The sequence below is a fragment of the Desulfonema magnum genome (assembly GCF_017377395.1).
GTDB classification, from domain to species: domain Bacteria; phylum Desulfobacterota; class Desulfobacteria; order Desulfobacterales; family 4be13; genus Desulfonema_C; species Desulfonema_C magnum.
This window is the reverse complement of the sequence record NZ_CP061800.1, coordinates 6,384,116-6,409,891: the sequence shown is the minus strand read 5'-3', so window position 1 is coordinate 6,409,891 and position 25,776 is coordinate 6,384,116. Positions and strand designations below refer to the sequence as shown.

At 43.9% G+C, this 25,776-nt stretch carries 25 protein-coding genes; 10 read left to right on the top strand and 15 right to left on the bottom strand.

Annotation, left to right across the window (positions count from 1 at the left end; genetic code table 11):
* Positions 1 to 87: 87 nt before the first annotated feature.
* From dnm_RS24480 to dnm_RS24445, 8 genes are all read right to left on the bottom strand, one after another.
* Entirely contained in the window at positions 88 to 444 is a 357-nt protein-coding gene (locus dnm_RS24480) for a hypothetical protein (RefSeq protein WP_207679511.1), read from the bottom strand.
* 204 nt (positions 445 to 648) lie between these two features.
* Complete coding sequence (locus dnm_RS24475; protein WP_207679510.1) at positions 649 to 1,011, bottom strand: PilZ domain-containing protein; 363 nt, start codon at positions 1,009 to 1,011, stop codon at positions 649 to 651.
* A 404-nt stretch (positions 1,012 to 1,415) separates the two neighbouring features.
* A complete protein-coding gene (locus tag dnm_RS24470) occupies positions 1,416 to 2,219 on the bottom strand; it encodes a TatD family hydrolase (protein ID WP_207679509.1) in 804 nt (267 codons plus the stop codon).
* A 477-nt stretch (positions 2,220 to 2,696) separates the two neighbouring features.
* Positions 2,697 to 3,392 (bottom strand): CBS and ACT domain-containing protein, encoded by a 696-nt coding sequence (locus dnm_RS24465; RefSeq protein ID WP_207679508.1) that lies wholly within the window; start codon positions 3,390 to 3,392, stop codon positions 2,697 to 2,699.
* Positions 3,393 to 3,423: 31 nt separating this feature from the next.
* Entirely contained in the window at positions 3,424 to 3,882 is a 459-nt protein-coding gene (locus dnm_RS24460; RefSeq protein WP_207679507.1) for a universal stress protein, read from the bottom strand.
* A gap of 861 nt (positions 3,883 to 4,743) precedes the next feature.
* A complete protein-coding gene (bamA, locus tag dnm_RS24455; protein ID WP_207679506.1) occupies positions 4,744 to 7,530 on the bottom strand; it encodes an outer membrane protein assembly factor BamA in 2,787 nt (928 codons plus the stop codon).
* A 17-nt stretch (positions 7,531 to 7,547) separates the two neighbouring features.
* Positions 7,548 to 7,799 carry a hypothetical protein gene (locus dnm_RS24450; RefSeq protein WP_207679505.1) on the bottom strand — a complete coding sequence of 84 codons (252 nt, stop codon included), beginning with the start codon at positions 7,797 to 7,799 and terminating at the stop codon, positions 7,548 to 7,550.
* Between the two features lie 6 nt (positions 7,800 to 7,805).
* Positions 7,806 to 8,066, bottom strand: coding sequence for a restriction endonuclease (locus tag dnm_RS24445; RefSeq protein ID WP_207679504.1), 261 nt, complete (start codon positions 8,064 to 8,066; stop codon positions 7,806 to 7,808).
* 82 nt (positions 8,067 to 8,148) lie between these two features.
* On the opposite strand from dnm_RS24445, the gene dnm_RS24440 reads away from it, so the two are divergent.
* Positions 8,149 to 8,325 (top strand): hypothetical protein, encoded by a 177-nt coding sequence (locus dnm_RS24440; RefSeq protein ID WP_207679503.1) that lies wholly within the window; start codon positions 8,149 to 8,151, stop codon positions 8,323 to 8,325.
* 332 nt (positions 8,326 to 8,657) lie between these two features.
* Here the strand turns inward: dnm_RS24440 and dnm_RS24435 are convergent, their stop codons facing one another.
* From dnm_RS24435 to dnm_RS24425, 3 genes are read right to left on the bottom strand one after another with little or no spacing between them, the layout of a single operon-like run.
* Positions 8,658 to 9,467, bottom strand: coding sequence for a metal ABC transporter permease (locus dnm_RS24435; RefSeq protein WP_207679502.1), 810 nt, complete (start codon positions 9,465 to 9,467; stop codon positions 8,658 to 8,660).
* A 2-nt stretch (positions 9,468 to 9,469) separates the two neighbouring features.
* The gene (locus dnm_RS24430; protein WP_207679501.1) at positions 9,470 to 10,231 is read right to left on the bottom strand and encodes a metal ABC transporter ATP-binding protein; all 762 of its coding nucleotides are present in this window, start codon (positions 10,229 to 10,231) and stop codon (positions 9,470 to 9,472) included.
* Positions 10,231 to 11,148 carry a metal ABC transporter solute-binding protein, Zn/Mn family gene (locus tag dnm_RS24425; protein WP_246556080.1) on the bottom strand — a complete coding sequence of 306 codons (918 nt, stop codon included), beginning with the start codon at positions 11,146 to 11,148 and terminating at the stop codon, positions 10,231 to 10,233. The genes dnm_RS24430 and dnm_RS24425 overlap by 1 nt, the downstream gene beginning before the upstream one ends.
* Positions 11,149 to 11,431: 283 nt before the next feature.
* On the opposite strand from dnm_RS24425, the gene dnm_RS24420 reads away from it, so the two are divergent.
* From dnm_RS24420 to dnm_RS24390, 7 genes are all read left to right on the top strand, one after another.
* The gene (locus tag dnm_RS24420; RefSeq protein WP_207679500.1) at positions 11,432 to 13,534 is read left to right on the top strand and encodes a 6-phosphofructokinase; all 2,103 of its coding nucleotides are present in this window, start codon (positions 11,432 to 11,434) and stop codon (positions 13,532 to 13,534) included.
* A 301-nt stretch (positions 13,535 to 13,835) separates the two neighbouring features.
* A complete protein-coding gene (locus dnm_RS24415; protein ID WP_207679499.1) occupies positions 13,836 to 14,429 on the top strand; it encodes a Uma2 family endonuclease in 594 nt (197 codons plus the stop codon).
* 99 nt (positions 14,430 to 14,528) lie between these two features.
* A complete protein-coding gene (locus tag dnm_RS24410) occupies positions 14,529 to 15,122 on the top strand; it encodes a Uma2 family endonuclease (protein WP_207679498.1) in 594 nt (197 codons plus the stop codon).
* A gap of 315 nt (positions 15,123 to 15,437) precedes the next feature.
* Complete coding sequence (locus dnm_RS24405) at positions 15,438 to 15,668, top strand: hypothetical protein (protein ID WP_207679497.1); 231 nt, start codon at positions 15,438 to 15,440, stop codon at positions 15,666 to 15,668.
* On the top strand, positions 15,658 to 16,011 hold the full coding sequence (locus dnm_RS24400) for a type II toxin-antitoxin system RelE/ParE family toxin (protein ID WP_207679496.1): 354 nt from the start codon (positions 15,658 to 15,660) through the stop codon (positions 16,009 to 16,011). The genes dnm_RS24405 and dnm_RS24400 overlap by 11 nt, the downstream gene beginning before the upstream one ends.
* Positions 16,012 to 16,264: 253 nt before the next feature.
* Positions 16,265 to 16,498, top strand: a complete 234-nt coding sequence (locus dnm_RS24395) for a hypothetical protein (protein ID WP_207679495.1) — start codon at positions 16,265 to 16,267, stop codon at positions 16,496 to 16,498.
* A gap of 291 nt (positions 16,499 to 16,789) precedes the next feature.
* A complete protein-coding gene (locus dnm_RS24390) occupies positions 16,790 to 17,215 on the top strand; it encodes a hypothetical protein (protein ID WP_207679494.1) in 426 nt (141 codons plus the stop codon).
* Between the two features lie 983 nt (positions 17,216 to 18,198).
* On the opposite strand, the gene lysS is transcribed toward dnm_RS24390, so the two are convergent.
* From lysS to dnm_RS24370, 4 genes are all read right to left on the bottom strand, one after another.
* Positions 18,199 to 19,809 carry a lysine--tRNA ligase gene (gene lysS, locus dnm_RS24385; RefSeq protein ID WP_207679493.1) on the bottom strand — a complete coding sequence of 537 codons (1,611 nt, stop codon included), beginning with the start codon at positions 19,807 to 19,809 and terminating at the stop codon, positions 18,199 to 18,201.
* A gap of 146 nt (positions 19,810 to 19,955) precedes the next feature.
* Complete coding sequence (locus dnm_RS24380; protein ID WP_207679492.1) at positions 19,956 to 20,360, bottom strand: hypothetical protein; 405 nt, start codon at positions 20,358 to 20,360, stop codon at positions 19,956 to 19,958.
* 103 nt (positions 20,361 to 20,463) lie between these two features.
* Complete coding sequence (locus dnm_RS24375) at positions 20,464 to 21,009, bottom strand: DUF6575 domain-containing protein (protein ID WP_207679491.1); 546 nt, start codon at positions 21,007 to 21,009, stop codon at positions 20,464 to 20,466.
* Positions 21,006 to 21,407, bottom strand: a complete 402-nt coding sequence (locus dnm_RS24370) for a hypothetical protein (RefSeq protein WP_207679490.1) — start codon at positions 21,405 to 21,407, stop codon at positions 21,006 to 21,008. The genes dnm_RS24375 and dnm_RS24370 overlap by 4 nt, the downstream gene beginning before the upstream one ends.
* A gap of 320 nt (positions 21,408 to 21,727) precedes the next feature.
* On the opposite strand from dnm_RS24370, the gene dnm_RS24365 reads away from it, so the two are divergent.
* Both dnm_RS24365 and dnm_RS24360 read left to right on the top strand, forming a co-directional pair.
* Positions 21,728 to 22,990: a TolC family protein gene (locus dnm_RS24365; protein ID WP_207679489.1), complete on the top strand. Its 1,263-nt coding sequence runs from the start codon at positions 21,728 to 21,730 to the stop codon at positions 22,988 to 22,990.
* Between the two features lie 63 nt (positions 22,991 to 23,053).
* Positions 23,054 to 25,624 (top strand): WD40 repeat domain-containing protein, encoded by a 2,571-nt coding sequence (locus tag dnm_RS24360; protein ID WP_207679488.1) that lies wholly within the window; start codon positions 23,054 to 23,056, stop codon positions 25,622 to 25,624.
* Positions 25,625 to 25,776 lie beyond the last annotated feature (152 nt).

Here is a 25,776-nt window from a genome sequence, read left to right as displayed (position 1 = left end):
ACTTATGTCGTCCCTGCAGGGCGTTACCGGTAATGGCCGTTCCGTGACTTATGGCGTTTCTGAAAATTCTCCGCTGAAACAACCTGATTATTTCCTGCCCTTTTTTTTCTTATCTTCCGTCCCGGCAAACGGCAGAAAAAAGGACATGGGTTTAAAAAAATTGGAAATCTGATTAAAAATCCTGTTCTGTATATCGTTCACCGCATTATTACACATATCTCCGTCCGTTGTTCCCTCGAATTCCTCTGATTCAAACCTGCCATTTTCAAATCGTTCCTGCCTCGCCTTTATATGTGTTTTTCCACCGGAGGAAGACACTGATTTATATGAATATCTGAAGCTGACAAATGAGTTTGTATTCTGAAATGATTCAACGCGCTCAAAACGATCTCTGTCAGTTCTTTTTTTCTCATCTTTCATTTTTTTTATAAAATATTTATTCATGTCGGTCCTTTCTTTTCAATTGTTTTATTTCTTCAGATTTTTTTTAGCAGATCATGCTGTAAATATGCCGCCCCTGAGGTCTTGACAGGGACTTGCAAACCTGCTGCAAAGATACTGTCCTTACAGGGCTTGGTCGGCCTCCCCCAGATTTCTTATAATCAAAAAAAACGAAAGCCGCAAGTCAAACTTCTCAATTTTCAATTTTTAATTCTCAATTCTTTCAATAAAAGTCATTATCTTGTTTCTCTCGGAGTCTTCAATTTCATTAAAGAAAATAGCAATGTTATATATATTTTCTTCGGGCAAAATCTCCTCCGCTCTCACTACTGTTCCGGAACATTCAACATATTCGACATCATGCTCCTCATTGCCGTAAATTAATGGAAAAACAATACGAAAATGCGTCATAAGAGGAACTTGTTTATTCACTTTGCAATATGCTCCGCTGCAACTGAGATTTATCATCTCGGCCGTGATAATATCATCCTCTGTCTCAAGTTCAAATTCCATATATGCGCTTATACGCGGATATTGCCTTCTTTCTGCATCAACTTTTTGATTTTCCATATTATTTAACTCCTAAATCTGATATGAGTGATCATCTGTCGGTTTTTACCAAATGTGTTTGCGAAAGGCGTTTCGACAGGCTCAACGACCATCTCGACGACAGGCCGCCCGTTCCCTGAGCTTGTGTCGAAGGGAACGGAACGACGTTTCGACCGGCTCAACGACCGGCTCAACAACTATCTCAAGGACCAGACACCCCGCCCCCGCCCGTTCCCTGAGCTTGTCGAAGGGAACAAAACCGGGTTTCTTTTCCGGACAAATATCAAAAGATTTATGGTTTGGTACTTATAAAGGGTGTTAAAACAATGTGAGTATAACCAATAAAATTAATCGGTTACACAAAACAAAGATTTCAGTCAACTATCTGATATCATTTTAAATAGTGCGATTGTTTTAACACCCTTTTATAAAATTTCAGATGATTCAGGCGTGAAAAAATAAAATGCGTTTTCAAAAGTAAGTTTGTTCCGCATGTCTGGGAGAAAGGCATCTGACCTGTAAAGCATGTAAATATCTTCGTAGAAAACCGTTCCGGAATCTGTGTTACATAAGATGCGTTGTAAATCTTCAGGATGATGGCTGACGATCTTTTCCAAATCCTTCAAAGATGCCTTGACAGGGCTGAGGGTGACACCTGCCCAATATCCTTTTTTCAGGACACTGTCAATGGTCTCCGGTGTGCAATGATCAATCACCGTGAATGTTTCAATTCCCGGATACAAACTGAGGGCCGACAGAAGTTTTTTGGTGATTTCCGGCTTGTTGTTTCGGGGGGTATGAATGCCAAATTTTTTACCCATGTGTCTGAGTGTTTTCTCCATATCCAACTGTGCCGCCAGAATTTCCTGTTCCCTCTGCGTTCCGGTCTCAAGACCGATTTCGCCGATTCCCAGACAAAGGGGATCATCTAAGAACGGAGCCAGAAGGGTTTTCACATCCTCTGCTTTCAAATCCGAGGGGATGTTCCGGGGATGAATACCGGAAAGAAAGAAACATTTGAAACCGTTCCGGCTAAGTTCCTGTATTGTATCTGCCTGGGTTCGGAGGTATTTTTTTAAATCGCTCCGGGTTTCAATGTGCATGGCAAATGCCCAGGAAATCGGAATAATCCCAAGTTCCTGCATCCATCTGATTCTTTGGGGGGTTCTTTTGTGAATGTGGTCCAGATGCACATGGCTGTCTATGATTTTCTGATGGGCATTGTTCATCTTCATTCCTTTGTTTGGCAATTGTCAGTGTCACTCGATAATCAAGTTTTGGTCGTCCTGCAAAGGCAGTGATGAATCCTGTTCAGTCCTCTGAATATCAGGATACTGAATTTTATTTCACTGCTTGTGCAGTCGAGTCATCAGCTGAATCCGTTATAATCAGCATAAAGTCTTTTCACCAAACCAGTACCTGAAAAAATTAAATTTTGCAATTGTAAAACAGCGGAAGGCAAAAGCACTGAGATTATTATCATATAAAACCAGAGTCTTAATCTTAATTTACCAACATTTTTTTAAGCGTCAGCTTATTCGTCACGGGAATGTATGATTTTTTTATGGGGGGTTGTAAAAAGGCTGGTTTATAACAAAAGGCTTACAAGGAGGCGGCATCGGATATGCCGGTTATTTCAAACAGCTATCCTGTTTAATTTTAATATGTCTGTGAAGACTTGAATCTTTTATTCAGTCTGAAGAACGCTATTTTTCATCAGATGCAACGACGATCTCTCTCCTATTCTCACGATGATCCACAATGTAGAGCAAGGCGGTTCGTTCCTGGCGTACCTGTCTGAGTTTGAGAAGATCAGATTGACTGATACCATAAGCGCGAATGTAAACACTGCGATATCCCTCGGGGGAACCTTCATTGGAAGTCAGGATACTCACAACGCGGCCGCCATATTCCCGAATCATGTCAATGAGAATCGCCACTGTCCCGGGACTGTCTTCCACCTGAAAGCCAAACTGAACCCCTCTTTTTCCAAAACCGCTCAGAGACATGATCACCCTGAACAGGTCTGTTTGCGTAATTATACCTGCAAGTTGTTCTTTATGGCCGATGACAGGAACTCCGGATATTTTATGGGTTGAAAGCACGTCCGCGGTTTCTTCTATTGTGTAGTCAGGAGGAACCGTGACAGGGTCTTTGGTCATGATATCTTTCACTTTGATCTTGGAGATCAGATAAAGGAGTTCATGAATCTCCAAGGTGGTTGCATCGGAAGCAGATGCTCTTTTCAGATCTCCGTCCGTGACAATACCAGCCAGTTTACCTTTTCTCATTACCGGCAGCATATGAATATGTCGTTCTTTTAACAATGTTATCGCATCCTGCATGGAATCATCTGCATCAATGCTGATAACTGGTCTGCTCATCCAGTTTCTGACTAACATGCGGAAAACCTCCTTAAAAAATAAGTTTGTTCTATTTGGAAAGACGTATGCTCAACAGGGGAACCGGGCACCGGCGAAACATTTTTTCCGCTGTTGTTCCGAAAAGAACGCCTGCAAGATTGCTTCGGCCTTTTGTTCCCATGACCATCAGTTCCGCGTCTTCTTCTTTGATGGCCTGAACCAGTTCCAAAAACGGCACGCCGATTCTGAAAACTTTTTTGACGGAAAGACCAGTGCAGGATACTTCTTCGAGCAGCTTCCTGATCTCCTCTGCCAGCTCCTGCTTTTGAATTTCTAAATATTTTTCCAGGGAAATATTTGAAAATTCTCGCTCAACCCTTTTGACGGCGTCAATATCTCTTTGGTTGATCACATTTGTGATAATCAGTTCCGCTTCCAGATTTTCCGCGAGTTCAGCAGCATATTTCACAGCTTCCATTGAATAATCGGAACGGTCAAAGGCCACCATGATTTTACGAATGTTTTTCATGTGTTTTCTCCTAAATTAAGGTTAAATGATCGGGCCTGTTCATTTGTAATCAGCAGATCGAAAAGGCCCAAGGAAAATGACCCATACACCAGACAACAGCTACCATCCGCTCCTCATTCTCCAGAGATAAAAAAGGCTTTTTCCTGACAATATAAAAAGCAAAGGATATGCTGTGCGGGACGGAGTTTGCAAACCCCGTCCCGCAAAGATCCGCTCCCGGGGGATTGACAAATCCCCCGGAATGGCCAACAACTTCTCAGTCCCGGACGAGCATTTCTGAGTTCTTTCCATCTGCTGACTATAAAAAGCAAGGGATATGCCAAAACAGAGTAAAAAAGATAATCTGATATAATATTTTGATATACCGAGATATTTTTTTATCTTATCTTAAAAGGTTCTGCTGATTGAAAAAAAACAGCGTCAATATTTTTTACAAGATGTAAAACTGACTTCCGGAGTCCGTGCGGGACGGGGTTGCAAACCCCGTCCCGTAAACAAAAACTTTTTGCGTTTGCCGGACAGGATTTGCAATCCCGTCCGCAATGTTTTGCTGTACTCCGGCAGACAGACAGATACGGCAATATCCCAAACTTTTTGCTTGTCCCTCCCGGCGGAGAGTCTGTGCATTGCCTTTTCAGAAAGAGAGCGTGTCTGTTTGTTCCGGAATCACATCTTCCAGCATTATGCCGCCCTTACAGGGCTTGATTGGCATCCCTGAATCCGTTATAATCAGCATCTTTTTTCTGCGAACGGCGGAGAAACACGTTTTTTCATTCAGAGGCGACGGATCATTCCGGGGAAAAACCCGGGTTTCTTTCCCGTGTGAATATCGAAAACTTATGCTTAGGTACTTGTATCATTCTAAAACGTATAACCCATCGTGAAATGAAGTCTTCCCGCACTTTCGCCCTCTTCCTTGTCCAACTTGACCCCGTAAAGAAAACCAATGGGGCCGATAGGCGTAATGTAGCGCAATCCCACACCGGCTGTGGAGCGAAAGTCTTTTGTCTCGGTATCTTGAAACGTATCTCTCAGGCTTCCGACATCATAAAATGTCGTGAATTCAAGATTCACTCCCAGATCAATCCTTGCTTCCAAACTTCCCAGTATTGACGTATTGCCTCCTATAGGATTATCCTCAGCATCAAAACTGAGCATATTTTCCCTGAATCCCCGAATATCCGAGGTGCCGCCCAGGAAAAACAACTGGTCGTCAGGAACTTTTTCCTGAGACGCGAACGGATAAATATATCCCACGCGACCATGACAGGCAAGGGTCAGGCGTTCCAGAGGCGTCCAATAGTATCTTGCATCAACGCGATATTTCAGAAAATTATCCAATGAGTTTTCAAGTCCTTGGGAAATATCAACAGAGAAGGAGGAAAACATTCCTTTTTTTGGTCGGATAAAGGAATCTCGGGTGTCATAACTCACGGAAGGTGTTGTGACAAAAATTCGTCTCATCTCGAATTCATCCCTGTCATAAGCCTCTGATGCGGCCGTATCAAGCCGAAACTGATCTCTTTGTTCAAATCGGAAATTTAAGGTTGTGTTCAGATGTTCAATCCATTTTCGGCTGAATCCCAGGGAGGAACCAAAAGTTCTCACACCAAAATCCTGATTAAATTCTTCTCTTTCTTCAATAAAAAGCCCGAGAGTTGTTGAAAAACGGGACCCGAAAAGTCGGGGTTCTGTGAGTCCGAATTCGCCCCTATAGCCGATTTCGCTCATTTCTCCGCTCAACCATGCGCTCTTGTTTGTCCCGAACAAATTGCGATCTCCTGATTTTGCGTGGGCATAAAAATTTCTTTCTGTGTCGTATCCTGCGCCCACCTGGACAAAATAGGGCTTTTTTTCCTCCATTTCTACGAAAAGATTCACTTTTTCCGCTTTTTCTTTCAGTCCGACAGCTTTGAACTGAACAGAGTCAAAAACATTCATGTTTCGGATATTTCGCTGGGTTTCAAGCATCTTTACCAGGGAAAAAGGAGCATTTGTTTTTATTTCAAGCTCTTTCAGCAGCACCTTTCTTTTGGTCCGAAAATTGCCCGCGTAATAAATTTCTCCCATTTCCACATAAGGCCCCTCATCCACATGATAAACTACCGTTGCAACAGACTGATCTTCACTGACGGAAACATCTCCCTTTACCCTGATGTGGGGATATCCTTTTTCCGCGATCAGGGAAGCCAGTGTATGTTCGTCATTCCGGACGTTGTCTTCTTGGAAAGGCGATCCTACTTTAAGTGAAAGCGTTTTGTATGCTTCCGCTTCCGAAATAATCTTACTCCCGGTAATCTTCACGGAAGAAATAAGCGTCTGAACCCCCTCGCCAATCTCAAGGTGAACTCCGATTTTTTGTTTGTCATGGCTCCGCTTCAGGTGTTTCTTAATGGTTGTCCCTGCATAGCCCTGACCGAGATAAAGCGACTGAATTGCGCTGATATCTTCCTCCAGCGTTTCCGGAACAAAGACCCCTTTTTCAAGAAATCCCGGCAACTGGGTCAGCATCTGCTTTTTTATTTTCTCGTCGTCAAAGACATGATTTCCTGTAATTTCAATGGAATCAACAATAGCTCGGGGGCCTTCGTCAATAACAAAGCGTACCTTTCGAATGGCCTTTTCCGGTATTACTTTGTCTTGTATCTTCACACGGATATCAGAATAGCCGGCTTTTTTATAACGCTCTCTGATAGTTCTCACACTCTTCTTTATGCCAAAATCATTTTTGTTTCCTTCTTTAAAAAGATTCTCCACATCTTTTTTTAACGTAAAACCCCAGAATTCCTTATTGCCCTCGAATTCGATATCATATTTGTTTCCCTCATTGATTGTTATAAAAATGGAAACGCTTCTTGTTTTGGAATTTTTTTCAAGCTCGGAATCAACCACGACATCCGAATACTGCTTTTTTCTGTAATACTCAGTCAGATTTTTAATATCTTGTTTAAGGCTTTTTTCAATAAAACGTCCCGGGCCTCCGGGAAGTAAGGATGCCACCCAGGTTTTCATTCTCAGTTTCAGCCTTTTGCCTGAAAAAGCACGATTTCCTCTGATCTCAAGTTTTTTAACCCGATAATAATCATCTCTGTCAATGTCCACATCAATGATGAAATTTCCATCTGCGGTGTCTTCCCGGGCCGTCACTCTGACCTCCGGAGCGATAAAGCCATCCTGTCTGAATAGTTTCTCAATTAACACGGCCTGGTCCGGGAGGTCCTTTTGAAGAAAAGTATCTCCGATATAGACTGTCATCACATTGAGAATATCCCGCTCAAAAAAAGGAGATGCGCCCTCTATATGAATATCTTTGATATATCGAAACGGCGTCAGATAAAACAGAAGGATAATCTTCTCCTTTTCCTCTGCTTTGGAATCCACATGGATATTTTTAAATCTTTTGCACAATTTTAAAGCATCAGCAGATGCCTGAAGACGTTCAGGAGAAAAAGGTTCTCCTTGTCGGACACGAATCAAATTTTGGGCGATTTCAGTCAGCTCGGTTTTATCTCCGGGGAAAGCCTGAATCTCCACAATGATATCCGAAATAAGAGGGACGGACACAGGATTTGGGTTGTTTTGTGAAAAAACATCACCCGCAATTAGAAAACACAGAAATAACACAATCTGAAGAATTTGTCTTTTCATCTTTTTTTTATTCCCCCTTACTTGCTCCCGATTTTCTGAACATCAGCAAGTTCCCTGAGTTTGGTTATCTGTTTATATTCAACCTGTTCAAATATTTCATAATGCTTTTTCCCGCATTTTATTTTCACTCGATGATCAAATTTTTTTGACCCGATTCGAACAAAAAGCTTGTCATTCCTGCGAAAGCAGGAATCTATTTTTGGCAGATGCGGCGTTCCGAGAGCTGTGGATTCCTGCTTTCGCAGGGATGACAGCAAAAATTTGAACATCGAGTTTCAGTTGCTTTTTTTTCTCAGCTTGTCTGAATCTTTTGCTGATTTGGTTTCCGCTATGAAATAAATTTTTTTGTCGTTATTGAAAATTACAGCCCAGTCAGGATTGTATGTGCCAACGGGTGTGGGTATTTTAATTTGCAGGGCCGTATTTGTTTTCAACGGGTCGTTGTTTTCAAACAGCTTGTCCAGCACAATGACCTTTTGCGGTTTCAATTGTAAGAGCTTGTCAATGGTTTTCTGCGATGCCGACTCAAGAAGCATTGCCAGTTCTCCGTTGACCATATAAATATTGACAGAAAAAAGCAGGAATCCGTTTTCCGCAGATTTTAAGAATCCGGAGACAGTGGATTCCTGCTTTCGCAGGAATGACAGAAAAAATCTGATTATCGAGTATCAGCAGATGGAAAAAGCCCTGAACGACCTCGTTCCCACGCTTTGCGTCACTGCCATTAAGTTAAGCTTCCGGAGTGCGAAAATTATTTTTCGCATCCTCGCCGGAAAATGTTTTTGTCACTTCTGATGCTCCTTAACTTAATGGCAGTGACGCAAAGCGTGGGAGTGCAGTACAGACGTTTCGCGTCACGAAGAAGCTGCAAATATGCCGCTCCCACGGGGCTTGCGGGGGCTTGCAAACCTGTTGCTACAAATATGCCGCCCTTACAGGGCTTGCTCGGCCTCCCTAAATTCGTTATACTTGGCTGCGACCGGGCCAGTCACAACAAAGTTGAAAGCCAGAGCAGCGACCAATCACCAATCACCAATCACCAATCACAAATCACAAATCACAAATCACAAATCACAAATCACAAATCACAAATCACAAATCACAAATCACAAATCACAAATTACCAATCACTTTTTCCGTTTAAAACGGTCAAGGAGAACCGAGATAAAGAAACCTGCCGCACCCACCATGATAATTGTTGCGCCTGAAGTGAGATTAAACATATAAGAAAGCCAAAGCCCGATCACAGTAAAAGCCATACTCAGCAGTGCGGAAACAAGCATCATTTTGGCAAGAGATTTTGAATAGTTTTCTGCAATATAGGGGGGAATCGTCAGCAAAGCGATAACGAGAATCAGCCCCACCACGCGGATAATCATCACCACGGAAAGGGCGATCATTCCGAGAAGCAGGAAATAGAGAAAGTTTACAGGAACGCCTCTCACTCTGGCAAATTCCTCGTCATAAGACATGGCAAGGAGATCATTGTAGAAGAATCCGGTAATAAGAATGATCACAATGCTCAGTCCCAGCATCAGCCAGAGGTCCGCATTGGGAACCGTAAGAATACTTCCGAAAAGATAACTCATCAGGTCAACATTATATCCCGGCGTCAGATCCGTAAGAATCACCCCGAGGGCCATTCCAACGGCCCATAAAACCCCAATGATAGTGTCGGAACGATGTCTCTTCTTTAACGTGACAGCCGCCATTATCATGGCTGTCAGCAGCGCGAATCCCAAGGTTCCGAACATATAAGGCAGACCGAAAAAAAACGCAAGCCCGATGCCGCCGTAAGACGCGTGGGCAATTCCGCCTGAGATAAATACAATCCGGTTGACCACAACCAGGGTTCCGATAATGCCGCAAGTCACACTGGCGAGGATACCGGCGAAAAGTGCATTTCTCATAAATTCAAACTGAAGAGCTTCCAACATATTTAAAAATCCTCGTGTTTTCGCAGCACCCGGTGAGGCACTTTTCCGTGGGTGACAAGTTCCACAGGACAGCAGAACATATCAATCATTTCCTCGGTAATTTCCGCGGCATTGTGATAGTGAACATTCTCGTTCACACATGCCACAGACTTGACATAACTGGAAATCACCATGAGTTCATGACTGACCATAATGATCGCGGCGGTTTCATTCAGTTTCTTTAAAACCTCATAAAATTCGGTCTGTCCCTTTGAGTCAACATTCGCGGTGGGTTCGTCCAGAAAGAGAATTTCAGGATCATTCACAAGTGCCCTGGCAATAAACACCCTTTGTCGCTGTCCTCCTGAAAGTTCTCCGATGCGGCGGTCCCTGAGTTCCCACATTTCAAGTTCTTCTAAGACCTTTTCCGCGGCGTTCCTGTCGTTTCGTGAATGCCTTGACCAGCCCCTTCCGGTTCTCAGTTTTCCCATGAGTACCACATCCATGACCGATATGGGAAAGCTTTTGTTGATACCGATCTCCTGTGGCACATAGCCGATGCGGTGTGCGGTGTGCTGAGGTGATTCGCCAAAAATGCTTACGATTCCGCTGTCCGGCTCCAAAAGTCCGAGCATCAGCTTGAGTAGCGTTGTTTTTCCGCCCCCATTGGGGCCGATCATGGCAACAAAGCTTCTTTCATTGATCTTCAGATTTACGTTTTTTAAAATAGGATGACCCCGGTATGAAAAAGAAAGATTTTGAATTTCTATAACAGGTTTCTTCATTACTGCCTTCCCTTCAATGCTGCCTTAAATTTTTCACTTACTTTTCGCAGGTTATCCGCCCAATCCGGAGCAAGCGGATCCGCAAAAGCGAGCTGTCCGCCAATGGCCCTGGCAATGACCCGGGCGTTTGTGGTTGAAAACTGGGGCTGGACAAAAATCATTTTAATGCCCTGTTTTTTCGCATATCGAATGAAGTGCTGAAGTTCCGAGGGTTTCGGCGATTTCCCTTCGATTTCCACAGGAATTTGTTCCAGCCCGTAAGTGCGGGCAAAATAGCCCCATGAAGGATGAAAGACCATAAACTGGGGCTTTTTTCCTTTTCCCGAGAATGCGCTTCTGATTTCAGCGTCAAGTTTCTCAATCTCTCTGACGAATTTCTTATGATTGGCCTCATATATCGTGCCGTGATCCGGGTCAGCAGTCAGCAATGCCCTGAGAATGTTGTCCGCCTGTATCCTGACCAAAGGCGGGGAGAGCCATACGTGGGGGTCGGTGCTTCCGTGATGATGTTTTTTTTCATCTGCTTCATGGTCATCGTGATGCTCTTCTTCCTCATGCAAATGCGCTTTCATGGGAATTTTTTCAATTCCCTCCTCAGTATGAACCACAAACATATCAGGGTTGGCAGCGGCAATTTTTTTAAGCCATGCATTCTCAAACGGCACGCCGATTGCATAATATATCCTGGCGTTGGAAAGTGCGGCCATCTGTCTCGGTTTGGGTTCGTAAGTCGCGGGACTGGCTCCGGGACTCACCATTACCGACACTTCGGCACGCGCTCCTCCGATTTTTTCCACAAAATATTTTTGCGGAACAATGCTTACGAAAATGGAAAGCGGGTCGGATGCCACGGCATTTGTTCCCCATCCCAAAAAACAAAGCAGGCACATCAGAGCTGTTATCCTGTCATATTTCATCTGATTAACTCCTTATTTGCGGGGATTGTCGCAGTTTCCCCTGTAATAATGATTATGAATTGTTACATACCGAAATAACTTGCGATAAAAATATGCAACGAATTTGCATGAATGTCAAGGAAATACTGGCCTCTCAGATGTTTTGTCAAAACGTAAATTCAGTACTTCTTTCCTTTGTGCAGCTATTGCTCCGCCCTGCTAAAAATCTTGACAAATTTCCTGAAAATCAGTAGCTTAATTTTAAGAATCCGTAATAATCTTTAACTATTAAATGGAGGGTATTATGGCAAAACAAATTTCCGTCCGTCTTAAAGACCTTTTGAAACATCCGGAGGTCCTGAAGGCAACCGACAATGTGAACCAGGAACTGATCGAAAGAAGAAAATATGTGCCTTTAAAATGTGATATATTTTCAGGTGACTATACTGTTTTAAAGGATGATGACCGTTACAAGTTTGTTATTGACAAGGAAGCGGAAAAACAACTGCCAAAGATTATAAAAAACAAGGTGCAGGCCGTTGAGGGAGCAGATTCTCCTGACAATGGTTTTAAAGAGAAATATGAGAAAAAACGCAATATCGGCATTGTGTTTTCAGGAGGCCCTGCCCCGGGCGGTCATAATGTGATTGCCGGGCTTTTTGACGCGGCCCGAAAAGCCAATCCTGACACCAAAATCTTCGGCTTTCTGCTCGGTCCTGACGGAATCATTGAAAATGAGACCATTGAGCTGACTCAGGACATTGTGGATTCATACCGGAACCTGGGCGGTTTTGGCATGATCAAAACCGGCCGGACAAAAATAGATACGGAAAAGAAGATGGCTCTGTCAAAAGAGACCTGCAAGGCCCTCAATCTGGACGCACTTGTTGTTGTGGGAGGGGATGATTCCAACACCAACGCGGCTTTTCTGGCCCAGGAGATGTTTGATGACGGGGTTCAGGTCATCGGCGTTCCCAAAACCATTGACGGAGATATACAGGTCAGAGACGTGAGCGGAGAGGTCTTATGCGCCATGTCCTTTGGTTTTCACACCGCGGCAAGAGCATTTGCCAATGAGATCAGCAATCTCTGCACAGACAGCAGTTCTGATGTCAAATACTGGCACATCTGCAAGGTCATGGGAAGAGTGGCGAGCCATCTGGCCCTCGAAGTAGCGTTGCAGACCCATGCGAATATCACCCTTATTGGCGAGGACCTTGCGGACTATATGGATAAAAGCAGAATCGAGAACGCGGAAAAACAAGGCACGGTGGATTATACGGCTTATGGGATGACGCTTCGTCATCTTTCCCGTGTGATATGTGACGGCATTGTCAGGCGGGCTGCTGTGGGGAAAAATTACGGCGTGATCGTAATCCCCGAAGGGGTTTTGGAGTTTATCAATGAGATACAGGTGTTTATCACAAAGCTGAACACCATTATCGCGGAGTACAATCAGACCCATGACACGGATTTTCATGCGGATTTTCCCACGCTTGAGGATAAGCTGGATTATCTGCGGAAGCTTGCGAGGCGTTCCCGTGAGGAAGGGATATTCTCCATATGGAACACCCGTGATGATGATCTGTTCAGTGATATTCCCGCGTTTTTCCAGGAAGGGCTTCTCATCGAAAGGGACAGCCACGGAAATTTTCAATTTTCACAGGTTGAGACGGACAAGGTTCTGATGGGGCTGGTGAAAGACCATCTGAATACCCTCAGAGAAGAAGGGATTTATAAGATCGGAATAGAAAGGGCGTATTACAGAAAAACCCTTGAAAAAGGAGGACTGAATCCGGATATTTTCGGGCCTGTCCTGTTCGAGAACTATGAGAATGGCGGATTTTTATTGGTAAAACCGTCTCTCATATCTGTGAAAACGCTCAGACAGACTATGGTAAAGGAGGGTGTCATTCAGGAAGGTGAGGAGATTCCCGGTCCTGTGGAAAAAATTTATAAGCAGTCTGTTCCCAAATTCAAGACCCAGCCTCATTTTTACGGTTATGACGGCCGGGGGAATGATCCCACGCTCTTTGACTCCACTTACACCTATAATCTGGGACTCACGGTTTTCAGTCTGATTGCCAATGGCGCAACCGGTCAGATGGCAGCCATAAAAAATCTTGAGAAGGGTTTTTCCAAATGGGAACCTCTGGGAATTCCCATTGCCCCGCTGATGCGTCTTGAGGAACGAAAAGGAAAACTCACCCTTGTATTGGAGAAGAGCGTGGTGGATATAAATTCCCCGGCGTTTCAGGTGGTAAAGGCGTTCAGAGAAAAATGGCTCGGGGCGTTTGCAGGTGAGGATCATTTCAGAAGACCGGGGCCTATCCATTTTGCCGGAAAAACTGCGGAGGATATGCCCATCACGCTGGTATTAAATGCCCTGGGAAAAGCTGATCTGTAAAAGCCGGAACTGATCTGAATTAAGTACCCGATCAAAAGTTTTTTATACATCTTTTTTTTCTGTGAACGGCGGAGAAACCCGGGGTTTTCCCTCACGGGAGGCGGATCATTCCGGGAAAAAACCGGGTTTCTTTCCCGGGTAAATATCGAAAACTTATGGTTAGGTACTTACCGCCTCAATACTCGATGTTCAAGTTTTTTCCGTCATTCCTTTCGAAGCAGGTCAAAAAAACTTGATCATCGAGTCAATAGAAAATTTTCGATCTAATCATGTAGCTGTACAATGATAAACGGAGGAAAAAATGGGAGAGACAGCTTTACAAAAAACAAGTTACACCAGGGAAGAATATCTCGCAGCCGAGGATCAGGCCGCTGACAAAAGCGAGTTTTATGACGGCGAGATCATTGCCATGGCAGGGGGAAGCCGCAACCACAGCGTTATCTGTTTAAATCTGAACTGGGGGATTCGGAATGCGATTGCTGATAAAGACTGCGTGGGATTTGACAGCAACATGAAACTGGATATTGCCGAACATAATGTGTTCGTGTATCCTGATGTGATGGTGGTGTGCGGGGAGATTGAATTTTCCGAAGACAGAACCGATATTATAAAAAACCCTGTGCTGATCATCGAGGTGCTGTCTCCCGGCACGGAAACTTTCGACCGGGTCAGCAAATTCGCATATTACCGGTCTCTGCCCTCCTTGCAGGAATATGTTCTGGTCTCACAACATAAACCGATGATTGAGATTTACCACAGACAGAATGAAAACAAATGGTTGTATTCTGTGTCCGAAAGCCTTGAAGCATCCGTTTTTCTCCAGACAATTCAGCACGAACTTTCTTTGAAAGATATTTATCATAAGGTTGAGTGGGGGCGGGAGTCAGCGGATTGAGTCCTCATTGAAAAAATTAGTTGTGCAGATTGGGTTGAGGAACGACGCTCAACACTTCCTACAACATTGAACATAAATGATATACAAGGGAGAAGGTAAATGGGACGGTCAGCCGTAAAGGAAACACATTACACCCGGGAAGAATATCTCGCAGCCGAGGATCAGGCCAATGGTAAAAGCGAGTTTTATGACGGCGAGATCATTGTCATGGCAGGGGGAAGCCGCAATCACAGCGTTATCTGCTTCAATCTGATCCGAAGAATCGGAGAGGGCATTGATGACAAAGACTGCGTGGGATTTGACAGCAACATGAAGCTGGACATCACCGAACATAATGTGTTCGTGTATCCTGATGTGATGGTGGTGTGCGGGGAGATTGAGTTTTCCGAGGACAGAACCGATATTATCAAAAATCCTGTGCTGATCATCGAGGTGCTGTCTCCGGGCACAGAGGGTTTTGACCGGGGCAACAAGTTCGCATATTACCGGTCTCTGCCCTCTTTTCAGGAATATGTCCTGGTCGCACAGCACAAACCGATGGTTGAGATTTATCACAAACAGGAGGAGAACAAATGGTTGTATTCTGTGTCCAAAACTCCTGAAGAATCCGTTTTTCTCCAGACGATTCAGCACGAACTCTTTTTGAAAGATATTTATCATAAGGTTGACTGGGGGCGGGAGTCGGCGGATTGAATCCTGATTGAAAAAATGGGAGGGCATTCGCCTCGGCGAGAAACCCTGGTTTTTCCCATAGCGGATATCTCAAAAAATTAATCATACTGTCATGTTGGCTGGAACAGGAAACAAAAAAGCTGACAACACTGCTGAGTTATGCTATTTTAAAATGGTTTTCAAAACCGACGCTGAAGAAGGTTGGGAAAATAATACAAATGACCCCGCTTGACAAGACCGTTGCCAGTCAGGAGCTTATTCAAATCGGGAAAAAAGAGACTGCCAGAAATTTGAAATCTTACAGATTTTATTCATTTTTTTTAAAAGGAGGAAATTATGCTCTTAAAAGCCACACTTATTGGAAAAGAAGAAACATTCAGAGCATTGGGAATACAGCACAGCACTGAAATCGAATTGGAAAAGCTGATCACCGGCCTAAGAAAGCAGCTTGAAGAGGAATATTACGATACGGAAAATCTGGGACAGGAAATTCTGGAGGGGCTGGAAGCCGTCAGGGATGGCAGGGTTGACCGCAGACACTGGCGGGAGGTAATGGATGAAATATGAAATCATTATTACCGAACCGTTCGGACGCAAGCTGAAAAAGCTCAGAAAAAAATACCCGAATATTAAAAACGATCTCAGCGAATTGCTATCTGATATGGAAAGCAGCGGTGTGTCAGGTGTCCCTATACCCGGATTATACAATAAAGTCTTCAAGATCAGAGCCGCCTCCTCTGACATGAAAAGAGGAAAGAGCGGCGGTTATCGGGTTGTCTGTTACGCTGATGACAAAAACTGCGATATTTACCTGTTGACCCTTTATGCGAAAACGAAAAATGAAAATATTCCGGTCCGAGACATTCAGGCTGTTTTGAAAGAACTGGGTTTGAATATCCCTGATGATTAAAGGCTCATGAAGAAGCGGGGTTCCTTATCCTTGATTATGAATGAAAATATTTTTAGTAAAAACAGATAAAAAACCTGGTTTTTCAGAATGTATTTTCATGGTAAGATGATCATCAAATTTCAAAAACAGACAAAAGGCAAAGAAAGGAGCTTTGATGATGACATGCTGACCACATATGCACGCATGAACATCATCAGAACTTGGGAACGTAAAATCAATAACTTAAAACGATGTACAGAGGAGAAAATTTTTTATGAAAACAAGACAATGTGCTTTCTGCTGCATGGCAGTCTGGCTTGCGGCGATGGTGTTTGCCGCAAACTGTTTCGGGGCGGTTTCGGGGGATGCGGACGGCTCGGGAAATGTTGATTTGCAGGATGTGATCACAGCGATCCAGGTGTGTGTGGGAATGAAGCCCGCTAACCTAAATCCGGAAAAAGAGAGTCATTGCCATGATTTTACTCTTACCAAAATTCGTTGGCTTTAAGGTTCTGAAACGGCAGCCTTTCCGGATGCCGGTGATTTTTCAGTTCCCGGAATCCGGCTTCGATGCACTGTCTCTTATGGTAAAACCTGTAAAGCTTTTTTGCGGAAAGTCCGAGGCCGGAGGCAATTCCGTAGTAAAAGTTTTTTATCCGCCATGTTCCGTCTTTTTTTTTCCGAGTAATTCTTCGGACGATGATGATCCGGGTTCGGTACGCCGTTTTTCAGTATTATTCGTCCGACATCACAGACGGCGAGAGGACTAAAAGAGGAATTGGAGAGGCCGTTCCCCGGTATGCAGTTTATTTCGGACAAATCCCATCTGAAATATCATCTGTATGAAACCGCTGAGGCGCTGGGAATATGCAAGAAGGAAAAGGGGAAGCGGGTCAGACTCCGTTTGGAAACACTCAGCAACGGAGCGGTCGGAGAAGTAAAAAGAGAACTCGAAGAAGAATACGCACGAACCTCCAATGACCGTCCGATGCGGTTAATCGGCTACATTAACCGATTTTATGATGCGCTGAATTACAACGAATTCAGAGAGAAAGGGTATCCGAGCGGTTCGGGGGAGGAGGAAAGCGCACACAGATCAGTCCCTCAGAAGTGGCTGAAACTTCCGGCGGATTGCAGTGTCAGTAGATCGAAAAGTTTTCGGGCTGTCACCAGGCAGACACGGCGGGCGGGGGAGAAACCCATACGCATCAGGCTAAGGACATAACATTCTGATTTCATTGAAACTGACCGGGCGACGGCCGAAAGGCAAAACCTTTATTTTCGGGCGTTCCGGAATCATAAAAATCCTTAGCCTGATGCGTATGGGGGAGAAACCCGGCTTTTTCCAGCGGGAGAGAGCGTCCCGTCCTGAAAAAAAGCCGGGTTTCTTTGCCGCACCGCTCATAGTCCGGAAACTTTTCGATCTACTGAGTGTGGCCGAAGTGTCAATATTTGGAATCTGCTCTCCATGTAAAAGGTGGGACACACCCATTATAACGGATTTAGGGGCTTGGCTGGCATCCCCTAAATCCGTTATAATCAGGTCCTTTCTCAGGCAAAAAGGTACCTGAGCAAAAGTTTTTTATATTTGCCCGGGAAGAAACCCGGCTTTTTTCCCGGAATGACCCGACGCCCGTGAAGGAAAAAGCCGGGTTTTTCCGCAGTTCGCAGAAAAAAAATATATAAAAAACTTTTGCACAGGTACTTATGATTCTTAATTAAGAATCTGCTTCAACAGTTTCCGACAGCTTCTGTGATGTAGCACTGCATATTCATTTTGGCTGAAAATTTTAGCTGGTTTTAGCTGGTTTATTTGTTCGTCTTGCTACGTGAGGCAGAGCCTCGGGGTATGCGTTCCCAGGCAGGAGCCTGGGAACGAGAAAGAATCTGCTTCAACAGTTTCCGGGAGCTTCCGTGACGTACCACTGCATATTCATTCTAACTGAAATTTTTAGCTGGTTTTAGCTGGTTTATTTATTCGTCTTGCTGCGTGAGGCAGAGCCTCGGGGTATGCGTTCCCAGGCAGGAGCCTGGGAACGAGAAAGAATCTGCTTCAACAGTTTCCGACAGCTTCTGTGATGTAGCACTGCATATTCATTTTGGCTGAAAATTTTAGCTGGTTTTAGCTGGTTTATTTGTTCGTCTTGCTGCATGAGGCAGAGCCTCGGGGTATGCGTTCCCAGGCAGGAGCCTGGGAACGAGAAGGTGTCAGACTGATTCGGCCGACAAAAAGGATTTTATCGCGTTGCTTACTATTTCAATGGTCTTTTCCTGACCGATCATTTTGACAAATGTTCCCACTCTCGGGCCTCTGTCCTGTCCGATAAAAACAAGATATATGATTTTAAAAAAATCCCGGGGGTTTCTGCCGTTGTCTCGCGCAATGGTGTAAACTGCGTTGTGAATTTCCTCAGAGGTTAATTCTGTGTAAAGCAGTCCCACAAACTGACCCATAAGAAAAATATCTTCATTGGAAAGCTCAAATTCGGGCTTTTTCGCGGTGACAAAATCATGATAGTATCTCGAAGCTTTCTCAATCATATCATTCAGAAAATCACTTTCGATATCCTCCTCCGTGAGTTCCTTTTGTTTGGAGAGATAGTTCTTTATCAGTTTCTTGTCATCGGATTTCAGCGCGGTCATCAGGTTGCATATCAGCATATAACTGATGCCCGGGAATGTTTTTTCTTTTCCCTGAAAGCGTGTGATGAAATTAAAATCATGCTCTTCCGGATGAGAATTGCTGTGATAATTTGCGGAAAGCGATGTCACATCATCCACATAAGAAGGAATGATGTTAAATGATAATTCTTTGGCCTTCCGGGGCCGCCGGTACATCAGCAGGTAAAGCGATTCAATTGTGCCATATTTCAGCCATTCCTCAACAGTAAGCCCCTTGCCTTTTGATTTTGAAATCTTTGCGCCGTTTTCATCCAGAAACATTTCATAAAACATGTTTTCCGGCTCTTTTGTCCGGAATATCTGATTCATAATCCGTTTGCCAATCTTAAAGGACTCAATAAGGTCTTTGCCATACAGCTCATAATCAACGCCCAAAGCGTACCACCGCATGGGCCAGTCCACGCGCCAGGTCATTTTTCCGTGACCCCCGAGCGCGGTTTGCCAGCCTTCATATCCGCATCCCTGAACTTCCCCATGTGTTTTTGTACATGCATATCGGACCGTGTAGTCTTCCAAATTTACTTCTTTTACAACGGTGGTTAAAACACTTCCGCATTTCTCGCATAAAGGAAAAAACGGATACCAGTTTTCCAATGTTTCCTTGGACAGCGTGGGAGCGATGATTTTTTCAAGCATCTTGTAATTGCTTAACAATATTTTGATGGCCTCGTCAAAATCGCCGTTTTCATAACACTCTTTTGATGTCTTAAACTGGTACTCAATGCCCATCCATTCAAGCAGTTTTCTGAGTTTGCTGTTCATATGCTCGGAAAAGGACGAGCATTCTCCGTAGGGATCAGGAATTGCGGACACGGGTTTTCCAAGATGCTCTTTTAGCCATTCCGGCATACCTTCGGGAACCTTGCGCAGCCCATCCAGATCATCTGAAAAAGCAATCAGTTTTGTTTTAAATCCCGCGTCCTTCAGACCATTAATAATAAATTCGGTTCTTACAATCTCGCCAAATGTTCCGATATGGGGAAATCCCGAAGGTCCGAAGCCGGTCTCAAATGTATAAATATGATCGGTATTATAGTCATGCCGTTTTAATACTTTATTTGCCTCGCCATAAGGCCATAGTTTTTTTTTTCTTATGTCCGTTTTCATTTCATCAGTGAATGTCGTGCTTTCTGCCAATTTCTTCTCCTTTGACACGAGTTATCTGTATCATTTTTTATTATATAGAAAATCAAAAAGTACAGGGAAACCGGATAAGAAAAGAAAAAAATTTCCCTTCTTATACTCTTTCCCTGTACTTTTTTTACTTATTTCAACTGAAAATTTTACTCACCATCAAAAGGTTTGAATCTTCTTTTATCTACATGGAAAAAAAGAAGATTGTCTTCATCCTCCTCTAAAACACCGATAATCATATCCAAAGGCTCTTTAAAGTATGGAGTACCAGCATCTTTTTCAGTGTCAAATTCAGGTGTTTCCAACAATTTTATGATAACTGCAGGCTCTCTCAGACGCGGGCGAACTCTGTTCTTTACCCCTTGTTTCCATTCTACAAGCTGCCCTTCTTTAAATTCGTAATTCTCAAGAAAGACATCATATACCGTATTCAGTTTTTCGGCTATTTTCTTTCGCTTATCTTCCGAAACAGGTTCGGCTAGCTTTTTCTGTTCGGCTATAAATGCAGACAGTCTTCTTTTAATCATCTCATCGGTGTGTTCTCTATCGGACATATTGTTCCTCTATTCTCGGTAAGCAAACAAAAATTAAAAAGATTTATAAGCCCCGGAGCGTATGATCTCCGGCCATAAGGTTTGCAACAATTTTGTATAAGGCTCATACGCCTCCATAATTTGAGACACCGCCAACTCCGTAATAATAAGGGGCTTTAATAGTGGGATAATTTTTTTTATTGGAATCAAATAGCGATTCAATATCAACATCAGAAAAGAATCCTGGGATATTGATATTTTCATCTTGCCCGCATTCATCATCTTCATCTTCTTCATAAGATAAATAATAATTTTCATCTATTGTATTATATTTTTGGAATACTTCGTTTGGTAATAAATAAATATTCTCCACTTTTCCGTTTTTCTGATTCAGATGAATCATAAAAATGAATTTGGTTTCCGGTGATTCAAAAGCAGATCTTACGGAAAGCAGCCCCTCTCTGATTTTTCTCAGTCTATCCTCACTGATTTTTATTACAAGTCTTTGCTCAATATCTTCATCAATGAATTTATCCAAATAACTCAGATATAACGAAGCCGAAGTATCAGTTTCAACATATAAAATCGGAAGTTCTTCAAAGTCAAGAATTTCAATGACCTCTGTATCTTCAAACAGATTTATCTGGATTTTATATTTTGCTTCTATCATAGTTCTATTTCCCTTATGTTTAGCAACTCCACGTCTTTCAGGATGTTAAAGCTATCATAAAACCACACGTTGCAATGCCCACTCTTGGGAGTGATTTTATACTTCCCGACTCCTGGCTTCAATTTTATCTCTGCTATAAAGTTACCTAATTTTTTATTTCTCTTTTCAAAGGATTCTCTGCATACATCCAAAGCTCTTTCAAAAGTTGTAAAAAATGATACACCAAACGCTTGACACTGCTTTTGGAGTTTCGGGTTATCTGGAAATTCTCTGCTATATGGCTTAAATTCTAGTTCTTCTAAATGCCCTCCCTTAAAAATTCTAAACAGAATCAAATCATCTGTATTTTCTTGTGCATTTTTTGGAGGGCAATTTTTAGGGAGTTTCTCTTTATACATAAAAAAAAACTTTTGGTTATTAAGAATTCGTCAGTCATAAGCTATCTTTAAATTCTGAAAAGCATTCCAATAATTTGCTGAAATAATTAACACATGATATTCATATCTGTTTTTTTAAGTATTAATAATTATAGCATGTTACAAGAAGCTGTGACTGAACCTTCCATTACAGAAATTCATCCTAAAATGAGAATGAACACTTGACAAATAATAATTATACTTTATAGCATAGCTTCTTTATAAAAGCCAGAAAAAAATTAACGGATCATGCTACGGCTGAAAACTGAAAGCTGGCGACTGATCACTGAATTGGGGAAAATATGATAAAAAAAATTTTTGCGACTATTATTCTGTTGTATCTGATCCCGACATTTGCCATTGGCATCACACGCGAAGCGGCTGTGGAATATGCTCTGAAAGACTCGGAAGCCATACGCATGATAATGGAATCCTCAAAAACGCTGAGGTCCCGCGGAGAACAAAACACTGCTTTTAGCAAACCCCGGGTCACATGGAACGCGGGATATCTGGAAATGGGCGACAACGCGCCCGAAAACCCCATGTTTCCTTCTCCTGACAGGGATATTTCAGCAGAGATTCAAATCAGCAAGCTGTTCTATGCAGGGGGTCGGATTGGGAAAGTCCGGGACCTTGAGAAAAATCTTAACAATCAGGCTGATCTTCTGGAAATTTCCGGCAAAAGAGACATCAGGAAACAGGTGCGGATGGCTTTTGACACCGTGCTTTATCAGAAAGCAGCGCTTGATATTCTGAAAGACAGGGTGGAACAGAGACTGACCGAGCTTGAAGATGCACAGGATCTCAGAGAAGCAGGCATGGTGACATCCTTAGATGTCCGTCAGGCAAAACTGAGCCTTAATTTTGCAAAAAACGAACTGAAATCCGGCGAAGCCTCATACCGGGAATCGCTGATTAATTTTAATCTTGCCATTGGCAGGTCAGGCGATGCGGAGCTTCTTATTCCCGAAGGAAATCTTGAAGACACGCCGAATCTTGAAGACATTCTGAGTGAACTTAACGCATTGCTCTCCGCGGAAAATATCCTGGATATAAAATCCGCAGGAACCCAAGCGGACGCGGCCCGCCTGAATTATGAAATTGCCCGCGGTGAAGAATTGCCGGAGGTGTTGCTGATGGCTTCAGGTAAATCCGGCGGCGAAGAACCAGATGATATGGATGAGTCCTGGAATATCGGCATTCAGGCCCGCTGGAACATCATTGACGGGGGCCTTGTCCGGGCCAGAACAGCCTCGGCAAAGGCTGACATGCGGAAAGCAAAGGAAAATGTGAGTAAAACCAAAAAGGCCATGGCCGGCGAAGTTGAGAAAATCGGTGTCAATATCCGATCCCTGGAGCAACGCATCCGGCTGCAAAGAGAAGCTGTCGAATTATCTGAAAAAAACTATGAAGATGCCAGGGGACATTATCGGGCAGGTATGATCACACTGACACGCCTCGGTGAATTCAACCTTTCGTATGCGGAAGCCCGGTTTAATCTGCTGGGACTTTTCTTTTTACAGCGCGAGCAGATGAATAATGCAGAAGCACTCTTGGAGAAATAAGGCTGATTATAAAAGAAAATTGCTTATTAACGAATTTTCAATAAAAATGAGGAGAAATTTGAAATGAAAAAGGGCTTTCAAAAAAAACAGAGTGTGCTTATTTTCTTGTGCATCATTACCGTAATACTTGGGCTGACAGGCTGTTATAATCCCCTGACCCGTGTCTTCAATTTTTTTCAGAAAGATTGCTCCGGTGAATACTGGGTTCAGCAGGATACTCACAAATCAAAGCATGGCCATGTTCCTCCGTGGGAAATTACCACATGGACGAATGGAAAAGCTGAGATGTTTGTTCAGTCAGGACATTCGGATGTTGTTACATCTGTAGCCTTCAGCCCTGATGGAAGATTTGCACTGTCAGGAAGTTATGACATGACCCTTAAATTATGGGAAGTCTCCACAGGCAGGGAAATCCGCTCTTTCAGAGGACATTCAAAAGCTGTCACCTGTGTGGCTTTCAGTCCTGATGGCAAATTTGCGCTGTCAGGAAGTCACGACAAAAGCATCAGGCTGTGGGATATCTCCACAGGCAGAAGAATCCGTTATTTCAGAGGACACACATTTTCTGTCACTTGTGTGGCCTTCAGCCCGGATGGTCGCTTTGTGCTTTCAGGAGGCGCTCACAGGGCTGTAAAACTATGGGATGTGTCCACAGGCAGGGAAATCCGATCTTTTAACGGACATTCGAACCGGATATTTTCAGTGGCATTCAGTTCGGACGGCAGATTTGCGGTTTCAGGAAGTCATGACAGAACCATCAGGGTATGGGATATCTCCACAGGCAAAGCAGTCCGAACATTCAAAGGACATCGGCTTGCTGTCAATTCAGTGGCCTTCAGTCCTGATGGCAAATTTGTCTTATCAGGAAGTGATGACAAGACACTCAGGTTATGGGACGTAAGGAGAGGCTCGGCAATTCGAACATTCAGAGGACATTCGGATGCAATTTTTTCTGTGGGGTTCAGCCCTGATGGCAAATTTGCAATATCAGGAAGCTCAGACAATACACTTAAACTGTGGAAGATATCCAACGGCAGGGCAATCCGGTCTTTTCATCGGCACACCGCTCTTGTCAAATCCGTGGCATTCAGTCCCAACGGCAGACTTGTGTTATCAGCAGGTTATGACGCCACCCTCAGACTGTGGGACGTGTCCGCAGGCAAAGAAATCCGCTCCTTCAAAGGCCCTTCGAGTGCTGTGTCTTCTGTGGCATTCAGTTCGGACGGCAAATTCATCCTGTCAGGAAATAATGACAGAACCCTGAATTTATGGGACATCTCCGCAGGCAGAAAAGTTCGATCCTTTAAAAAGCATTCTGATCTGATTACTTCCGTGGCCTTCAGCCCGGACGGCAGATTTGCGTTATCAGGAAGCCATGACACCACGGTTAAACTGTGGGATGTGGCCTCTGGCAGAGAACTCCGCTCTTTCCGGGGACATTCGGACAGGGTGATGTCTGTGGCGTTCAGCCCGGACAGCAAGCTCGCACTTTCAGGAAGTTATGATCGCACGCTTAAGCTGTGGGATATCTCTTCAGGACGGGAAATTCGGTGTTTCAGGGGGCATTCGTACATGGTCAACGCTGTTGCTTTCAGTTCAGATGGCAAATTCGCCCTGTCAGGAAGCTTTGACACCTCGGTTAAATTGTGGGACGTGTCCGCGGGCAAAGAAATCCGATCTTTTGAAGGACATTCGGACAGCGTCCGTTCCGTGGCGTTCAGTTCGAATGACAAGTTTGTCCTGTCAGGGAGCAACGACAAAACCCTCAGACTGTGGGACGTGTCAACTGGCAAACAAGTCCGGGCTTTCAGAGGACATTCGGACAGTGTCTGCTCCGTAGCGTTCAGTCCTGACGGAAAATTTGCTTTGTCAGGAAGCAATGACAAGACCCTCAGACTGTGGGACGTGTCCACTGGCAGGAACCTCCGTTATTTTAAAGGACACCTGTTTTGTGTCAATTCCGTGGCGTTCAGTTCGGACGGCAAACTCGCCCTGTCAGGAAGCAAGGATATGACCATCCGATTATGGAATATCTCTGCTACAAGAGAAATCTGCCGGCTTGTTGCTTTTAAAAACGATGAGTGGATTGCTGTCACCCCTGAAGGGTTTTACAATTCCTCCTCTCACGGAGACAAGTATCTGAATCTCCGTATCAGAGACAATGTGTATGGCATAGATCAGTTTTACAGTGTGTTTTACCGTCCTGATTTGGTTTCAGCCAAATTCCGGGGGGCTTCAAAGGGACGTATTTATAAGGCCGCACCCGGGACTGATATCAGGAAAGTTCTTTTTGGCGGTGCTCCGCCCGAAGTGGCTTTTGTCTCTCCGGAAATACAAAACACTCTGTCACAGCAGGATGTTGAAGTGGTCGTCGAACTGACTGACCAGGGGGGCGGTATTGGCAAACTGGAATGGAAAATTAACGGCGTAACTGTGGATGTTGCCGAAAATGTGAAAGGGAAAAGAATCGTAAAGAAAAATCCCAAAACAGTCATTCGGGTGTCAAAGCGTGTCACACTTTTTCCCGGTAAAAACGATATTCGGGTTACAGCATACAACTCACGCAATGAAATCGCCTCAAATCCGGCAACACTTCCATTAAAATTGACAGGTGAGACTCGGGTCAGGAGATAGATGGGGTGTTAGGTGTCAGGTGTCAGGTGTCAGGTGTCAGGTGTCAGGTGTCAGGTGTCAGGTGTTAAGTGTTAGGTGTTAAGTGTTAGGGTGTTAGGTGCTAGGTGTTAAGAAAACAAAATATATCACCCATTCCTAACACCCTAACACCT

Coding starts and splice junctions, on each gene's coding strand:
- dnm_RS24480 (WP_207679511.1), bottom strand. CDS start 444: ATGAATAAATATTTTATAAAAAAAATGAAAGATGAGAAAAAAAGAACT.
- dnm_RS24475 (WP_207679510.1), bottom strand. CDS start 1,011: ATGGAAAATCAAAAAGTTGATGCAGAAAGAAGGCAATATCCGCGTATA.
- dnm_RS24470 (WP_207679509.1), bottom strand. CDS start 2,219: ATGAACAATGCCCATCAGAAAATCATAGACAGCCATGTGCATCTGGAC.
- dnm_RS24465 (WP_207679508.1), bottom strand. CDS start 3,392: ATGTTAGTCAGAAACTGGATGAGCAGACCAGTTATCAGCATTGATGCA.
- dnm_RS24460 (WP_207679507.1), bottom strand. CDS start 3,882: ATGAAAAACATTCGTAAAATCATGGTGGCCTTTGACCGTTCCGATTAT.
- bamA (WP_207679506.1), bottom strand. CDS start 7,530: ATGAAAAGACAAATTCTTCAGATTGTGTTATTTCTGTGTTTTCTAATT.
- dnm_RS24450 (WP_207679505.1), bottom strand. CDS start 7,799: ATGTTCAAATTTTTGCTGTCATCCCTGCGAAAGCAGGAATCCACAGCT.
- dnm_RS24445 (WP_207679504.1), bottom strand. CDS start 8,066: ATGCTTCTTGAGTCGGCATCGCAGAAAACCATTGACAAGCTCTTACAA.
- dnm_RS24435 (WP_207679502.1), bottom strand. CDS start 9,467: ATGTTGGAAGCTCTTCAGTTTGAATTTATGAGAAATGCACTTTTCGCC.
- dnm_RS24430 (WP_207679501.1), bottom strand. CDS start 10,231: ATGAAGAAACCTGTTATAGAAATTCAAAATCTTTCTTTTTCATACCGG.
- dnm_RS24425 (WP_246556080.1), bottom strand. CDS start 11,148: ATGAAATATGACAGGATAACAGCTCTGATGTGCCTGCTTTGTTTTTTG.
- dnm_RS24420 (WP_207679500.1), top strand. CDS start 11,432: ATGGCAAAACAAATTTCCGTCCGTCTTAAAGACCTTTTGAAACATCCG.
- dnm_RS24415 (WP_207679499.1), top strand. CDS start 13,836: ATGGGAGAGACAGCTTTACAAAAAACAAGTTACACCAGGGAAGAATAT.
- dnm_RS24410 (WP_207679498.1), top strand. CDS start 14,529: ATGGGACGGTCAGCCGTAAAGGAAACACATTACACCCGGGAAGAATAT.
- dnm_RS24405 (WP_207679497.1), top strand. CDS start 15,438: ATGCTCTTAAAAGCCACACTTATTGGAAAAGAAGAAACATTCAGAGCA.
- dnm_RS24400 (WP_207679496.1), top strand. CDS start 15,658: ATGAAATATGAAATCATTATTACCGAACCGTTCGGACGCAAGCTGAAA.
- dnm_RS24395 (WP_207679495.1), top strand. CDS start 16,265: ATGAAAACAAGACAATGTGCTTTCTGCTGCATGGCAGTCTGGCTTGCG.
- dnm_RS24390 (WP_207679494.1), top strand. CDS start 16,790: ATGCAGTTTATTTCGGACAAATCCCATCTGAAATATCATCTGTATGAA.
- dnm_RS24380 (WP_207679492.1), bottom strand. CDS start 20,360: ATGTCCGATAGAGAACACACCGATGAGATGATTAAAAGAAGACTGTCT.
- dnm_RS24375 (WP_207679491.1), bottom strand. CDS start 21,009: ATGATAGAAGCAAAATATAAAATCCAGATAAATCTGTTTGAAGATACA.
- dnm_RS24370 (WP_207679490.1), bottom strand. CDS start 21,407: ATGTATAAAGAGAAACTCCCTAAAAATTGCCCTCCAAAAAATGCACAA.
- dnm_RS24365 (WP_207679489.1), top strand. CDS start 21,728: ATGATAAAAAAAATTTTTGCGACTATTATTCTGTTGTATCTGATCCCG.
- dnm_RS24360 (WP_207679488.1), top strand. CDS start 23,054: ATGAAAAAGGGCTTTCAAAAAAAACAGAGTGTGCTTATTTTCTTGTGC.